Below are 14,849 nucleotides of genomic sequence, written 5' to 3'. Positions count from 1 at the left end.
GCTCCTACCTTTGAACCGTCATAGCTGCAGGGATGCTGTTGCTGTGCGTCGCAAAACACTAGCGAAGGCAACAGAAGACCCGGAGGGCGGCCTGCATGGATGCAGGCCGTTTTTCATCGGGGCAGGGATGTCCCGTATGAAAAAGCCCTGCGTCGGCACCGCTCGTGCGGGCCTGTGATTCAAAGAAAAGCAACTTCTTTGGTTACTTTCTTTTGTTACTTATGACAAAAGAAAGTAACCCGCCGCTTTAGTGGCGGAAGCTTTTAGCGTTTGATCTTGATCTAAATCTTGCTTGAGTGATACGCCGCGAGATCGAAACAACGTTGTCGCGACTTGCGTCGCTCCTACCCCCGCGAAAGCACGCCGCTTCGATGAACGACTTTGGCATTGTCGTCTTTGCGCGTCCCGCGGTCGCGGCTCACGCCGCTCCTACACACGAGGAGGAACGGCTTCGGGCAACGCCATCTGCGTTGATCCTTCTGCGCATCCCGCGGTCGCAGCTCGCGCCGCACCGACCCCGAGCCCCAGACGCCGGCCCGAGAGCCGACTACTCCGGCGCGGCTTCCGGCAACTCGATGATGAAGCGCGAGCCGCCGTTCTTGCGTTCCTCGTACCAAAGCTGGCCGCCGGCGTTGACCACGATCTGTTTCGCCAACGACAGGCCCAGGCCACTCGACAGGCCGTCGTCGACGTCGTCGTCGTGCAGGCGCACGAAGGGCTTGAACAGTTCGCGCTGGCGCGCCACCGGGATGCCGGGGCCGCGGTCGGCGACGATCAACTGCCAGAAGCCGGGGGCGCTGTTGCGCGCGGCGAGCAGCAGGTCGCTGTTCGGGGCGTACTTCATCGCGTTGGTGACCAGGTTCTCGCTGACCTGGCGCAACACGCGCGGGTCCATCGCCACTTGCGCAGTGCCGTGCGGCGGCGGGGCGATCTCGACGCGGATGCCGCGTGCGTCGAGTTGCATCTCGTAGCGGCGCACCAGCCAGCCCAGGGTTTCGCTGAGGTCGGCGCGGCCCTGCCTCGCGCCGTGCTCGCGCGTGCCGGCCTGGCTTTCCAGGTAATGGCGGATGTAGCCCAGCGCGTCGTCGGCGCTCTCGTGGATCATCTGCAGGTAGCGCGGCACGCGTTCGGGCTTACAGCCGTTGTGCAACAGCAGGTCGCTGGCGAACAGCACGCTGGTCAGCGGGTTCTTGAGGTCGTGGGCGACCAGGTTGACCAGTTCCTCGCGCTCGCGGGCGACGCGCTCGAGGCGGTCGCGGGTCAGCTTCAGGCCGACATGGGCGTTGACCCGCGCCAGCAGCTCTTCGGGCAGGAAGGGCTTGGTGACGTAGTCGACCACGCCGGCATCGAAAGCGCGCAGCAGCAGGTCGCGGTCGTGGGCGGCGGTCACGAACACCACCGGCACGCGCAGCGGCGAGTCGGCGCGCAACGCGGCCATGACTTCGAAACCGTCCATGCCCGGCATCATCACGTCGAGCAGGATCAGGTCCGGCGGCGATTCGGCGTACAGGCGCAGGGCCTCGTCGCCGGTCGAGGCGGACACGACCTCGTAACCCTGGCGCGAGAGCAGGGCGGTGACGACGCGCAGGTTCGCAGCCTGATCGTCGACGACAAGAATCCGGCCCGTGGAAGTCGCGGCAGTGCTCATACGTCCTTGGAATCCCCTAGGGCGGATATTTCACGCTGAATTCGCATAAATGAACCGCGAGGAAACGGTCGAAAGTTAACAGAAACCTTCACATAAAGGCGGGGTAAAAAGCCGAAAAGCTGAACAGTTCACAGCCCCTGCGACAACCCGCCGCGCTCGGCAACGCGGCGTTGCAGATTCGGTGATGCCACGGTCGAATGCGGCGGCGCATCATGGATGCTCTTCGATTAAGGAATCCGCAATGAGCCTGCGACCGCTCGGCCGTTCATCTCTGTCGGCGGCGCCGCTGGCCTTCGGCGGCAACGTGTTCGGCTGGAGTGCCGACGAGGCGACCACCTTCGCCCTGCTGGACGCGTTCACCGAAGCCGGCTTCGGCCTGGTCGACACCGCCGACGCCTACTCGGCCTGGGTGCCCGGTAACGCCGGCGGCGAGTCGGAGACCCTGATCGGCCGCTGGCTGGCCCAGGGCGGCGGCCGTCGCGAGCGCATCGTCATCGCCACCAAGGTCGCCAAATGGTCGCAGCGGCCCGGGCTGTCGCCGGCCAACATCCAGGCCGCGGTCGAGGACTCGCTGCGCCGCCTGCGCACCGACCGCATCGATCTCTACCAGGCACACGCGGACGACCCGAAAGTCCCGCTCGAAGACACCCTGGGCGCGTTCGCGCGCCTGATCGAGCAGGGCAAGGTCGGCGCCATCGGCGCCTCCAACTACTCGGCCGCGCGCCTGGCCGAGGCCCTGGACGTCGCCGAACGCCACGGCCTGCCGCGCTACGAAACCCTGCAGCCGCACTACAACCTCTACGACCGCGCCGTGTACGAAGCCGAGCTGGAGCCGCTGGTGCGCGAGCGCGGGCTCGGCGTCATCAATTACTACGCCCTCGCCAGCGGCTTCCTGACCGGCAAGTACCGCAGCCGCGCCGATCTCGACAAGAGCCGCGCGCGCGGCGGCGCGGTCGCCCGTTATCTCGACGGACGCGGCCTGCGCATCCTCGCCGCACTCGACGCGGTCGCCGCCGGCCAGCGCGCCACGCCGGCCCAGGTGGCCCTGGCCTGGCTGATCGCGCGGCCCTCGATCACCGCGCCGATCGCCAGCGCGACCAGCGTGGCGCAGTTGCAGGAGCTGCTCGCGGCGACGCGGCTGTCTCTGTCGGCCGACGAGATCGCCGCGCTGGATGCGGCCAGTGCCGAGGCCTGAGCGCTCTGCCATGATCGACGCCGCCCGGGGCCCGCTGCTGCGCTGCGGTTCGATTCCGCCCGCCGCCACCGTAGTCTTCCACGCCCCCAACGCCTGCCCGCCATGACTGCTGTATCTCCTGCCGTTTCCGTCGTCGCTCCGAACCGCGCCCGACGCCTCGGCATCGCCCTCGCCGCAAGCGGCGCGGTGTTGTTCTCGGCCAAGGCGATCCTGGCCAAGCTGCAATACCGCTACGGCGTCGATTCGCTCGACGTGCTGACCCTGCGCATGGCCTTGTCGCTGCCCTTGTTCGTGCTGCTGGGCATCCGCGAGACCCAGCGCGCGCGCCAGCGCCAGGCCTTGCCGTCGCGCCGGGACCTCGGCCTGATCCTGGTGCTCGGCGTGCTCGGCTATTACCTGTCCAGCCTGCTCGACTTCTGGGGCCTGGAGTACGTGCCGGTGTCGCTGGAACGGCTGATCCTGTTCCTCAACCCGACCATCGTGCTGCTGATCGGCCTGTTCGCCTACCGGCGCAAGGTCGCCGCCAAGGAGTGGATCGCTTTGGCGGTCAGCTATGCCGGCGTGGTCCTGGTGATGGTCGAGAACCTGCGCGTGCAGGGCGAGCACGTGCTGTTCGGCAGCGCGCTCGTGCTGGGTGCGGCGGTCAGCTATGCCTTGTACCTCGCCATGTCCGGCGAGCTGGTCAAGCGCATGGGTTCGCTGCAGTTGGTCGCCTACGCGATGGTGGTGTCGACCGCGGCGACCCTGATCCATTACCTGATCGCGCGCGACCCGAGCGGCCTGCTCGGCCTGCCGTGGCAGGTCTACGGCCTGGCGACGGCGAACGCGGTGTTCTGCACCTTCCTGCCGGTGACCTTCACCATGGCCGCGGTGGCCCGACTCGGCGCCGGCACCGCCGCGCAGTTCTCGGTGATCGGGCCGGTGTCGCTGGTGTTCCTCGGTGCCTGGGTGCTCGGCGAGTCGATCACCGCGATCCAACTGGTCGGCACCGCGGTGGTGCTGGGCGGGGTGGTGCTGCTGTCGCGGCCGGGGGCTAACTCGGTGCCGGTGGCGCCGCCGGACAATAAATAAGCGGCTTGGCTGCGCTGGCTTTCATGGTCCGGGTACAAGAAACAGGCGCCTTGCGGCGCCTGTTTCGTTTGCTGCTTGGGTAAGGCTCAGTGCGTGGCCAGCATCGGCTGGAACTGCGCCTGCTGGAACACGCCGCCGGACAGACAGGCATTGCTCTGCAGGGTCGCCAGATCGGCCTGGCGGCGGACCAGGTCGCCGTAGTTGCGGACGGTCGAGCCGACCACTGGGTCGGCCATGTTGAAGGTGGTCGGGCTGGCCAGGGTGCCGTTGCCGATCAGGAACCGCGACAGCGTCGCCTGCGCGCCGGACGAGCGCGGGCCCACATGCAGGAAGCTGGTGGTCAGGGTTTCGCGGCCGTGGCAGGCGTCGCAGGTGTTGAGCGAGAGCTTGTTGCGGGCGTTGTTGTTGACGATGCCGGGGTGGGTCCAGGCCACCTGCGGGCTCGGGTTGCGCACCGAACCGGTCAGGAACGGCGTGCCCAGATAGCTCAGCGGCACCGAGTGCTGTTCGACCAGCACCTGCGCCTGGTTGGCGTTGACGTAGCTGGCGAGCAGGGTGCCGGCGTTGTTGAAGACGTGGTTCGGGGTCTGCTTGGCCGGCACGATGCCGAGCTGGGCGGTGGCGCGCACGATGTTGAACTCGCGCAGCTCCCAGGGGCTCTGCAGGAACTCGTTGGTGCGGATCTGGTTGATGGCGCTGCCGTTGGGCTTGCGCGGCGCGGCGTTGGCGCCGGTGAACTGGTCGGTGATCGCCTGCAGCGACGAGTTGTACAGCGACGAGCCCAGGCTCATCGAACCCAGCGCGCCCCACTGCTGGGCGAAGCTGCGCACCGCCGGGCAGCCGTTGATCGGCACGCCGTATTCGAGGATCACGGTGAAGCGGTGCACGGTGCAGCTGCCGGTGGCGTTGCGGCGGATCACCCCGAACACGAAGCGTCCCTCGCCGGCGTTGCCGCCGCCGTAGCCGGCGTTGCCGCGCAGGTCGACGCGGTTGACGATCGCCAGCAGGCGCATCGGCGAACGGGCCAGGTCGAGCTTGCCGTTGCTCAGGCGCGGCCAACTGGCGAGCACCTGCGAATTGACCGAGGTGCGCGCCGGCACCACGAAGCTGTTGACCGTGGTCGAGGTGTTCCAGGTGCGGATCCAGTTCTCGACGAAGTCGGAGGGGCCCACGCCGGTCAGCGGCTGATTGGCCATGTTGGTCATGAGCCGGTTGAAGGTCCAGGCGCCGTTCGGATTGCCGGCGTTGGTGCAGGCGTCGAAGGTGCGGGTCGGGTCTTCGACCACGGCCGGGTGGGTGACCAGCAGCGAGCGCTCGGGGCGCACGATCGCCGGCGGGCCGAGCAGCACGCCGCCGGGAATGCGGATGCGGGTGCGCGCGGCGATCTGTTCGCGCAGCTTGTCCGGCGGCAGGAAGCTGATCGGGCTGTCGCCGAGATGCTCGCGGCCGTCGAAGCTCGGCACCGTGGCCTTCTCTTCGGTGGCCAGCGCCTGGCGCAGTTCCTGTTCCTTGATCAAGCCGTCGAAGTCGAACGGAATCATGGCCCGGTACAGCTGCGGGTTTTGCTCGTCGCGCTGCAGCTTGACCGGCTTGTCGCCGACGTTGAACGGAATCTCGGCCGGCAGGTCCTGGCCTTTGACGTAGGTGAATTCCAGCAACGCATTGCCGTCGGGGTGGTCGTCGACCGGGGTGATGAAGCTGTCTTCGAGCACCGGCGGGGTCTGTTCGAACCCGGGCTCCTCGGCCGCGGCGACCCGGCCGACCGCGCTGTCGGCCGGTGCGGGATACGACAGATACGCGGCGGACGCACACAGCATCGCGCCGAAGCCGAACGAAATCGAACGCAGTCGTGTCATGGCTAGTCTCCCCCAGAGAGAACTTGGCTGGTGGCGCATCGGCCGGTCCTGGCACGCGCCCGTCACGGCACGCTAGAGGGCGCGGCGCCGTGTCGCCACGACAGACCCGGGATCAAACCGGGTCGATATCTCATGCGGCTTCGCGATTGGCCGCATGCTTGCGACGGCGGTCGCAGATCGGCGCGCAGCGAAGCGAATCCAAGCAGCAGGGCGCCGCTCCTACCCTAAGAGCGCCTCGCGCGGGACAATCTCCCGCCGCACGAATGCCGCACTACGTATCGGGACAGGAATGCAACGGATTTTGATCGCGATCGCCCTGGCCGCCGCCGGCGTGTTCGCTTATCTGCACTGGTTCGCCGCACCGGCGTCGGACTACCGCATCGCCGAGATCGAGCAGCGGCCGATTCCCAAGCGCGAGTTCTTCGAGCTCTGGCGCGAGACCGCCCTGGGATTCTGTCCGCAGGCGCGAGAGAACTACGGCCTGAGCCCGGCCGCCTGCGAGGACTACATGCGCGACAAGCACGCGCGCTGCGTCGCCGAGGCCGGCGCAGCTGCGCCGGCCGTGCTGTCGAGCAAGGCCGAATCGCGCCGGCATGCGCGGCCGTACCTGGACTGCGTGGTGCCGGGCTATTTTTGCAAGGGCGTGGAAGTGCGCGAACTCACCGAGGCCGCGCGGCACTGCCGCGACTGAGCGGTCCTCAGCGCGGGCTCCATTGCCCCGGCATCAGCCCGTCCAACCGATGCGGCCCGATCGCCACGCGCACCAGGCGCAGGGTCGGCAAGCCGACCGCGGCGGTCATGCGCCGCACCTGGCGGTTGCGGCCTTCGTGGATGGTGATCGCCAGCCAGGCATCGGGCACGGTCTTGCGGAAACGCACCGGCGGATCGCGCGGCCACAGCGCCGGCGCGTCGAGGCGTTCGACCTGCGCCGGCAGGGTGCGGCCGTCGTTGAGTTCGACGCCATCGCGCAAGGCGCTCAGCGCCTGATCCTGCGGATCGCCCTCGACCTGCACCCAATAGGTCTTCGGCTGTTTGTGGCGCGGGTCGGTCAGGCGATGGGCCAGGCCGCCGTCGTCGGTGAGCAGCAACAGGCCTTCGCTGTCGTGGTCCAGGCGACCGGCCGCGTACACGTCCGGCGGCAGGCCGAAGCCGGCCAAGGTGGGGCGTGGCGGCAGGCTGCGGTCGGTGAACTGACACAGCACGCCATAGGGTTTGTTGAAGGCGATCAGCACGCGGGCAGGGCCGGGCAGGGCGCGAGGCGGCGCGGGCCGCCTCGCGGTGCACTACGGCGCTGTGTCGGTGGACTCAGCGCGGCTTGCGGAAACGCAGGGTCATGCGGTCGCTTTCGCCGATGGCTTTGTACTTGGCCGCGTCGGCGGCCGCGTGGTCGTTCGACGGCGGCAGGGTCCACACGCCGTTCGGGTAGTCCTTAGTGTCGCGCGGATTGGCGTTGATCTCGCTCTTGGCCTCGAGCTTGAAGCCGGCCGCTTCGGCCATCGCGATGACCTGCGCCTGGCCGACGTAACCGCTCTTGTCGTTGGCCGACACGTCGGTCTTGGCGCGATGCTCGACCACGCCGAGGGTGCCGCCCGGCTTGAGCACGTCGAAGAAGCCCTTGAACATGCCCTCGGCCTGGTCGGCCGAACGCCAGTTGTGGACATTGCGGAAGGTCAGCACGACGTCGGCCGAAGCGGACGGGCCGAACGCCGGCTTGTAGCTGTCGTAGGCGGCGACCACGGCCTTGTCGAACTGCGCCGGCGCGCCGGCGAACTTGGTTTCCAGGTTGGTCTTGGCCTTGGCGTAGTACTTGCGCGCGCCGTCCTCGGACTGCGTGTCGGGGTCGACCACGGCGGCGACGTAGCGGCCGCGCTCGGACAGATACGGCGCGAGGATTTCCGCGTACCAGCCGCCGCCCGGGGTGATCTCGATGACGGTCTGGTCCGGACGCACGCCGAAGAACTGCAGCGTTTCCAGCGGATGACGGTAGGCGTCGCGGGCGACGTTCTTCGGGTCGCGCCAGCTGCCGGCGATGACCTTCTTGAGTGCGGCGTTGGCGGCCGGTTCGGCGGTCTTGGCGGCGCTCTCGGCGGCCTTGGCCTTGGCGGCGGGCTTCTGCGCGTGCGCGACCACGGCCAGGCCGGGCAGCAACGCGGCGAGCAACAGCAATCGGGCAGTACGGTTACGTTCCATGCAACGGACTCCGGTGGCATCGGACAGGGGGCGCCAGCCTACCGCAAGCGCCCTGCACAGGGGATGTGCTCAACGGCGCTTGCGGACGACCTTGGCGCCGCTGCCGGCGGGGCCGCTCGCGGGGCTGGCGGCGGGGCCATTAGCCGTCTTGGCGGTGCGTCCGTGGCGGGCGAGGTGATCGGCTTCCATCTCGGCGACGTAGGCCGTCGCCTGCTCGTGCAACCAGGTGCGGAACGAGCCGAGCCCAGCGTGATCGATCGAGCGCTGCGGGTACACCAGGTAATGGCCCCAATCGATCTGCAGCCGGCATTGGCTCAGCGGCACCAACTGGCCGTTCTGGATCAGCAGGCGCGTGCGCGCCATGCGGCCCAGCGCCACGCCGAGGCCTTCGACCGCAGCGCGGTGCATGGTTTCGGAATCGTCGAAATGGGCGACGTAGCGGTTCGGCATCTTGCCGCCGTAACGCTCGAACCAGTCTTTCCAATACGGCGACAGGTCGCCGAGCAAGGGCCAGCGATGCAGGTCCTCCTGCGCCGGCAACTCGCCGCCCATGCGTTCGATCAGGGCTGGGCTGGCGACCGGGATCAGGGTCTCGTTGAACAGATGCTCGGTGACCAATCCCGGCCAACGCCCGTAGCCGCCGCGCATGGCCGCGTCGATGCCCGGCTCGCGATCGAAATCGACCACCGCCGCCGACGAGAACAGATTGAGCTCGAGCTGCGGGCAGCGGGCGACGAAGCTGCCGAGCCGCGGCACCAGCCAGGCCGAGGCCATCGAGGCCATCAGGCTCAGGGTCAGCACCTCGTCGCGGCGCGGGCTGTAGGGGCGCAGGGCATGGTCGAGCGCATCCAGGTGCGGTGCGACCACCGACAGCAGCCGCTCGCCGTCGGCGGTCAGCCGCACTCCGCGCGGCCCGCGCTCGAACAGGCGTCGGCCCAGCCGTTCTTCCAGGGTGCGGATCTGGTGGCTGAGGGCGCTGACCGTCAGGTTCATCGAATCGGCGGCGCGGGTCAGGTTGCCCGTGCGCGCAGCGGTCGCGAAGCCCAGCAGCGCATGCAGCGGCGGTCGATTCATCTTGAATCCCTTTCAAGTCTGGCTTGCAAACGGCGCGCTTTTTTGCCGTATCCGGCGAGCGTACCTTGCGAATCACTCAATAAGCCAGTCCATACCGGGCCGGCGCCGCAGGGAGACGAGCCATGAATATCTACAAGAACCTGATGTTCCTGCACGGCCATTTCGTCGATCCGCGCGATGCCGACGACGACGTCGCCGAGACCGCTGCCGCGGCCGTGGTCGAGCGCAGCCGGCAAGTCGTCGCCCGGCGTTCGGCGACCGCCGCCGTCACCGGTTGGCGCGCCTGGTTCGCTCGCACCCCGGAAAGCCTGACCCGTCAGGACGCCTGCCGCGATGCGCATGGTTGTGCGTGAGGTGTGCAGGGCGCGGCGGTCGTGCCCTCACCCCAACCCTCTCCCGCAAGCGGGAGAGGGAGCAACGCAGCGGCGGGACTAGCCCTTCTCCCGTTCGCGGGAGAAGCTGGCTCGAAGAGCCGGATGAGGGCATCAGTGAGGCGATAGCCTCAGCATCAAGCGGCAAGCGAGTCCGTCCACTAAGGCAGCCGCCGCTGCTCCGGGTACGGCGCCACGTCGTTGTGACGGCCGCTGACCAGACCGTCCTGCACCTGTTGCCACCACTCGACGCGGAAGATGTCGGCATGCGCGTGCATCAGCGCGCCCAGCAGCGCCGGCGACAGGCCCAGGAAGCGCGGGAACTGGGCCGGGAACACGTCGTTGCCGGCGGCGTAGAACCAGGCGCCGGACTCCATCTCTTCCTCGTGGTTGCGCGGCTCCGGCACGCTGCGGAAGCGGCAGTCGGTGACCAGGCACAACTCGTCGTAGTCGTAGAACACCGCGCGGCCGTGCCGCGACACGCCGAAGTTCTTCAGCAGCAGATCGCCCGGGAAGATGTTGCTCAAGGCCAGGTCGCGGATCGCCTGGCCGTAGTCGATCACCGCCGCGCGCGCCGCCTCGGCGGTCTGCTCGCGCACGTACAGGTTGAGCGGGCGCAGGCGGCGCTCGACGTAGCACAGGTGCAGCACCAGGTCGTCGCCGTCCAGGCTGATGCTGCTGGCGCAGGTGCTCAATAACTCCTCGAGCAGATCCGGGGCGAAGCGAGCGCGCGGGAAGCGCAGGAAACGGAACGGCTGCGCGTCGACCAGGCGGCCGACGCGGTCGTGACGGAACACCAGCGAGTACTTGGCCTCGACCTCCTCGCGCGCGACTTCCTTCGGGTAGGCGAAGCGGTCGCGGATGATCTTGAACACCAGCGGATAGCTGGGCAGGGTGAACACCGCCATGACCATGCCGCGCTCGCCTTCGGCGCGGATCAGGCGTTCGCCGGGCTGCGCCGCGAACTGGCGGAAGAAGGTGCGGTAGCGCTCGGTCTTACCCTGCTTGGCGCGGCCGAGCACGGTGTACAGCTCGTCGATGGGCTTGCCTGGCAGCAGGGTGCGCAGGAACACCACCGCATCGCCGACCGTGCCGAGGTCGGCATGGAAATAGCTGCGCGAGTAACTGAACAACTGCACGACTTCGCTGCGCAAGGTCAGCACCGCGTCGACCTTGAGCGCGCCGCCGTCGTTGACCAGGGCGATCACGCACGGCGAGAACGAGCGCTCGCCGAACACGCGTCCGACCAGGTAGGCGCGGCGCTCGCGATAGAACACGGTGTCGAGCAGCTCGACCGCGCGCACCGGATGCGGGCCCCAGTGCTGCAAGTCCTCCTGCAGCCGCACCGCGATGCCGGCGGCGCAGCGCGTGCGGTGCGCGTACGGCACCGCGAACGGGTAGTCGCCGAGCACACGCATGAAAGTTTCTACCAGGCGATCCTCCGACACCGCATAGCTGTGGCGCGCCACCGGGTGGGTGATGGCGTCGGTCGGCTCGATGTCGAGGGCGACGAACTCCATCGCCGGGTCGACGCCGCGGGTCTTGAAGAAACGCCGGGTCAGGGTATTGAAGAAGGTCTTGTAGAGCTCGCAGTCGAGCAGTGGCGCGATCGTTTCGGCATAGGCCGCATGCACCGCCGACCACAGCACGCGGTCGCGGGCGCGCTCGCCGAGCCGGCGTTCGAGCGAGTCGCTGGCCTCGGCGATGCACAGGTCGTAGAGCTCGATGCGCTCGATCGCATCGTCGCGTTCGCCGCTCCAGTCGCTGCGCTCGAACCGGCCCTGGGCGCGGCGGGTGATCGCGGCGAAACGCGCGTGGTAGTCGGCGAAGGCGTCGCGGATCAGACCGGCGACGGCGGCGGCTTCAATGGTGACGTCGGCGACGGGCAGGGGGGCCATGTCAGGAGTGTACGGCGCAGCCGCGATGCGTGTGGCATGCTCGCCGCCGCCGCGGCAGCGCCGCTTTGCTTACGGATGAAACGATCATGATCGCCACGACAAAGACGCCGCTGCCGGTTTCGCATCGCTACGGCCTCGCCCTCGCATTGCTGTGTTGGGCCGGCCTGGCCTGCGCCGAGGAGCCGATTGCGACCCGCTACACCGGCCACGTCGGCAAGCGCGCGGCGACCCTGTACCTGGTCGACCAGGAGAGCGGATGCGGCGGCGGCCAGCGCTTGCTCGCCGCGATGTATCGTTACGACGGCGTGTCGCAGTGGCTCAGCGTCCAGGCCACCCGCGACGAAGCCGGTCATCTGGCCCTGGTCGAGAACGGCCGCGTTACCGGCGTCACCGGCGCGATGATGCTCAACGGCCGCGACGGCGCCCTCAAGGGGCGCTGGATCAGCCCCGACGGCGAACGCCTGCTGCCGGTGGAACTGCACAAGGCGGCCTTGTCGAAGGCCGAGCGCGAGAAGCTGGACGATCAGCTCGAACGCCTCGCCCACGAGAACGACGACTGCTGAGAAGCAACGGCGCCGCCGAGCGCGGCTCAGTCGAATGCGGCTCAGGACCGGCCGGAAGACACGGCGGCCGACACGCCTGCGCGCAACGCACGTTGCGCGCCGATCGCTTCCAGCGCGATGGTCAGCGCCAGGATCGCCAGCACCGACAGGGCGTGCGGCAGGAACAACTCGAAGGTCGGTTCCCACGGTGCCCAGGTATTGCCGTAGAACGGCGCGTACATGGTCATGTTCGAGTGCAGGCCGAGCAGGGTCGCCGAGGTCATCGCCGTCGCCGCGATCCAGGTATCGCGCGGCAATACGCCGCGGCGCCGTTGCCGCTGCCGCAACCACAGCGACCACGGCAGCACCAGCAGCACGAAGCCGAAACTCGTCGACAGCGCGAGTTCGAACAGGAAGCGGGTCGAGGTCATGATCTCGACCGAGGCCAGATCGATCTCGCCGACCACGTAGGGCCAATGTACCCACGCCGGCAGTGCGATCGCGGCGACCAGAAGCCAAAGGTAGCGAGCGAACGTCGTCATGCCTGCGCCAACAGCGCGTGCAGCTGCGCGGCGGTATAGAAACGGGTAGCGGCGAGCGAGCGTTCGTTGCCGGGGGCGACGTCCTGATCGAAGCTCAGCACCGGGCCGTACACATAACCGTGGACGCCGCCGAAGCTCGACAGGCTGCGGCAAATCCAGAGCCGGTAACCGCGGCCGATGTAGCCGTGGCTGCCGCCGTCGGCCGGCAGCGGCGCGTCCATGTCGGGTTGGGCGAAGCTCGGTCGACGGCCTGCGAGGACGTCGCGGAAATCCTGCGAGGCTTCGAGGACGGCGCCGCGAGCGGGTTCGCCGAAGGCGTCGAGGTCGACGCCGGCGAAGGGACCGCCATCGAGCGAGTCGTCAGTGGTAGCGGTCATGGCGTCCGTTCCGGGTGGGGCGTGTGGTGTTCGCCGGCGCTTGCTCGCAGGTCTCATGCGGTGCGGCGGGCGGCTTAGAACGCACTATCGACGGTGCATCGGCAAGGAAATCTACTGTCAAAAAAGCGGATGCAGTCACATAAGCATCGGAGTACCATCCGCCCTTGACGGGGCAAGGACGCTGTAGGCACCGATTGGAATCACGGCCGTTGGGGGAATCCAATCGTCACCGCGTCTTGTGCGCTCGGAAGTGGGCCGATCCCTTCGGTCTTGCAGTATTCCAGCCAAGAGCCACAAACATGGTACAGAAGATCATCATCGGCCTGCTGGCGACCGCTCTGATCGCGGTCTGCTCGATCTGGGGCTACAGCGTCTGGTCGCAGAAACAGGCCGCCGCGGCGCTGGTCGCCGCCGCCAAACCCGTCGCCGCCATCAAGCCGCTCGAAGCGGTCAAGCCGCCGGAAGCGGCCGCGACCGAAGTCGCTGCCGTGGTGCCGGAAGAGAAGGCCGACGGCACGCATTTCACTTACCAGTACGTGGTTCCGCGCAGCGGCGAGTTGCTGCCGACGTACGAGATGGCGCGCGAGATCGATCTGCTCAGGCACTTGCCCGAGGTCAACCAGCTCGATGGCTGGCTCACCCTGCCGCGGCCGATCAACTTCATCGCCGCCGAATGCGGCACGGTCAACGCCTTCTACGCCAAGGACAAGGGCGATGTCGTCCTGTGTTACGAGATGATCGATCTGCTGGTGCGCCAGGGTGCGGCCTTCGTCCAGGCCAACGGCGGCGCCACGCGCGACCAGCTCGACTACCTGCTGGCGAATCTGCGTTTCCTGATGCTGCACGAGACCGGCCACGCCCTGATCGACATGCTCGACCTGCCTTCGACCGGTCGCGAGGAAGACGCCGTCGACCAGTTGGCCACGACCCTGATGCTGTCCCTGGTCAGCGCCGATGAGTCCTCCAGCGACATCGCCCAGAAACTGCAGCTCGCCGCGACCTTCTTCATCGCCACCGACGATGGCCAGCACGACATGGCCACCTATGCCGACGAGCACTCGGTCGGGGCGCAGCGCTACTTCAACCTGCAGTGCATGATCTACGGCAACAACCCGGGCAAGTACCTGCGCATCGTCACCACCGGCCGTCTGCCGGAGGCGCGCGCGCTGCGTTGCGAAGAAGAGAGCAAACAGATCACCCGCAGCTGGATGCGCCTGATCGAACCGAACATCGCGCCGAAGCACCGCCTGACTGCGGAAGAGGAGCGCGCCAAGATCGAACAGATCCAGCGCAAGCAGGTGGAGAGTACGCAGGCGCCGTATATGCGCTGAGCGGGGCTGGTTCGATTTCCCGAAGCCTAAGGGTAGGAGCAGCGTAAGCCGCGACCGCGCTGTTTCGGTCTCGCGGCGCTTCGCTCAAGCAAGATCAGGATCAAACGCCAAAAGTTTCCGCCACTAAAGCGCCTCGTCGAATCCGCTGCAGCGACGCCGCCAAGGGTAGGAGCGGCGCAAGCCGCGACCGCGCTGTAACAGGTTTGCCGCGTTTCGCTTAAGCAAGATCTAGATCAAACGCCAAAAGCTTCCGCCACTAAAGCGGCGGGTTACTTTCTTTTGTCATAAGCAACAAAAGTCCGTCTGGATTCCCTTCGGTTAAAGGTAACCAAAGAAGTTGCTTTTCTTTGAATCACAAGCCCGCGTGCTCGATGCCGACGCAGGGATTTTTCATACGGGACATCCTTGTACCGATGAAAAACGGCGCGCATCCGTGCGCGCCGCCCTCCGGGTCTTCGTCTGCCTTCGCTAGTGCGAGGCGACGCACAGCAACAGCAAAATCCTTGCGGCAACGGCAACGGCAACGGCAACGGCAATTTTGTTGTTGCTGTTGCTCTGAAGAGCTTGGCGCGGCGATGAGCTAGCGAGAACACCTGGAGAGCCGGAGGGCGGCGCACAGGACGTGCGCCGTTTTCCGATAAGACAAGGATGTCTTATCGGAAAATCCCTGCGACAGCATCGCACTCGTGGCCTGTGCCCTTGCAAGGAGAGCCCTTTTCTTTGGTTACCTTTGACCGAAGGGAATCCAGACGGA

General features: G+C 67.3%; 14 protein-coding genes. 6 read left to right on the top strand and 8 right to left on the bottom strand.

Annotated features, from left to right (window positions below; genetic code table 11):
- Positions 1–547 precede the first annotated feature (547 nt).
- The gene (locus ACTJJK_RS21135; protein WP_440731188.1) at positions 548–1,648 is read right to left on the bottom strand and encodes a hybrid sensor histidine kinase/response regulator; all 1,101 of its coding nucleotides are present in this window, start codon (positions 1,646–1,648) and stop codon (positions 548–550) included.
- Between the two features lie 241 nt (positions 1,649–1,889).
- Here ACTJJK_RS21135 and ACTJJK_RS21130 point away from each other — a divergent pair, with 241 nt between their 5' ends.
- Complete coding sequence (locus tag ACTJJK_RS21130) at positions 1,890–2,843, top strand: aldo/keto reductase (protein ID WP_223619130.1); 954 nt, start codon at positions 1,890–1,892, stop codon at positions 2,841–2,843.
- A gap of 102 nt (positions 2,844–2,945) precedes the next feature.
- The gene (locus ACTJJK_RS21125; RefSeq protein ID WP_440731187.1) at positions 2,946–3,914 is read left to right on the top strand and encodes a DMT family transporter; all 969 of its coding nucleotides are present in this window, start codon (positions 2,946–2,948) and stop codon (positions 3,912–3,914) included.
- 86 nt (positions 3,915–4,000) lie between these two features.
- Here the strand turns inward: ACTJJK_RS21125 and ACTJJK_RS21120 are convergent, their stop codons facing one another.
- Positions 4,001–5,770, bottom strand: a complete 1,770-nt coding sequence (locus ACTJJK_RS21120) for a hypothetical protein (protein WP_440731186.1) — start codon at positions 5,768–5,770, stop codon at positions 4,001–4,003.
- A gap of 289 nt (positions 5,771–6,059) precedes the next feature.
- Between ACTJJK_RS21120 and ACTJJK_RS21115 the strand changes: the two genes are divergently transcribed.
- Positions 6,060–6,461, top strand: a complete 402-nt coding sequence (locus ACTJJK_RS21115) for a hypothetical protein (RefSeq protein WP_223619127.1) — start codon at positions 6,060–6,062, stop codon at positions 6,459–6,461.
- Positions 6,462–6,468: 7 nt separating this feature from the next.
- Here the strand turns inward: ACTJJK_RS21115 and ACTJJK_RS21110 are convergent, their stop codons facing one another.
- The 3 genes from ACTJJK_RS21110 to ACTJJK_RS21100 form a co-directional block, all read right to left on the bottom strand.
- Positions 6,469–7,002, bottom strand: coding sequence for a pseudouridine synthase (locus ACTJJK_RS21110; protein ID WP_031373929.1), 534 nt, complete (start codon positions 7,000–7,002; stop codon positions 6,469–6,471).
- Positions 7,003–7,075: 73 nt separating this feature from the next.
- Positions 7,076–7,960: a class I SAM-dependent methyltransferase gene (locus ACTJJK_RS21105; protein WP_031373928.1), complete on the bottom strand. Its 885-nt coding sequence runs from the start codon at positions 7,958–7,960 to the stop codon at positions 7,076–7,078.
- A gap of 69 nt (positions 7,961–8,029) precedes the next feature.
- Positions 8,030–9,034 carry a LysR substrate-binding domain-containing protein gene (locus ACTJJK_RS21100; RefSeq protein WP_081931320.1) on the bottom strand — a complete coding sequence of 335 codons (1,005 nt, stop codon included), beginning with the start codon at positions 9,032–9,034 and terminating at the stop codon, positions 8,030–8,032.
- 122 nt (positions 9,035–9,156) lie between these two features.
- On the opposite strand from ACTJJK_RS21100, the gene ACTJJK_RS21095 reads away from it, so the two are divergent.
- Positions 9,157–9,387 (top strand): hypothetical protein, encoded by a 231-nt coding sequence (locus ACTJJK_RS21095; RefSeq protein ID WP_031373926.1) that lies wholly within the window; start codon positions 9,157–9,159, stop codon positions 9,385–9,387.
- A gap of 179 nt (positions 9,388–9,566) precedes the next feature.
- On the opposite strand, the gene aceK is transcribed toward ACTJJK_RS21095, so the two are convergent.
- Positions 9,567–11,303 (bottom strand): bifunctional isocitrate dehydrogenase kinase/phosphatase, encoded by a 1,737-nt coding sequence (gene aceK / locus ACTJJK_RS21090; protein ID WP_440731185.1) that lies wholly within the window; start codon positions 11,301–11,303, stop codon positions 9,567–9,569.
- A gap of 86 nt (positions 11,304–11,389) precedes the next feature.
- Between aceK and ACTJJK_RS21085 the strand changes: the two genes are divergently transcribed.
- Positions 11,390–11,866: a hypothetical protein gene (locus tag ACTJJK_RS21085; protein ID WP_440731184.1), complete on the top strand. Its 477-nt coding sequence runs from the start codon at positions 11,390–11,392 to the stop codon at positions 11,864–11,866.
- A gap of 41 nt (positions 11,867–11,907) precedes the next feature.
- Here the strand turns inward: ACTJJK_RS21085 and ACTJJK_RS21080 are convergent, their stop codons facing one another.
- Together ACTJJK_RS21080 and ACTJJK_RS21075 are read right to left on the bottom strand one after the other, a co-directional pair.
- Positions 11,908–12,387, bottom strand: coding sequence for a hypothetical protein (locus ACTJJK_RS21080; RefSeq protein ID WP_440731183.1), 480 nt, complete (start codon positions 12,385–12,387; stop codon positions 11,908–11,910).
- Complete coding sequence (locus ACTJJK_RS21075) at positions 12,384–12,764, bottom strand: hypothetical protein (protein ID WP_440731182.1); 381 nt, start codon at positions 12,762–12,764, stop codon at positions 12,384–12,386. Before ACTJJK_RS21075 ends, ACTJJK_RS21080 begins: the two co-directional genes overlap by 4 nt.
- A gap of 299 nt (positions 12,765–13,063) precedes the next feature.
- On the opposite strand from ACTJJK_RS21075, the gene ACTJJK_RS21070 reads away from it, so the two are divergent.
- Positions 13,064–14,095 carry a DUF4344 domain-containing metallopeptidase gene (locus tag ACTJJK_RS21070; RefSeq protein WP_051885378.1) on the top strand — a complete coding sequence of 344 codons (1,032 nt, stop codon included), beginning with the start codon at positions 13,064–13,066 and terminating at the stop codon, positions 14,093–14,095.
- Positions 14,096–14,849 lie beyond the last annotated feature (754 nt).

Source organism: Lysobacter sp. 22409, assembly GCF_052045105.1.
Lineage (GTDB): Bacteria > Pseudomonadota > Gammaproteobacteria > Xanthomonadales > Xanthomonadaceae > Lysobacter > Lysobacter antibioticus_B.
The sequence above is the reverse complement of the archived record's forward strand: the minus strand, read 5'-3'. Positions and strand labels throughout refer to the sequence as shown.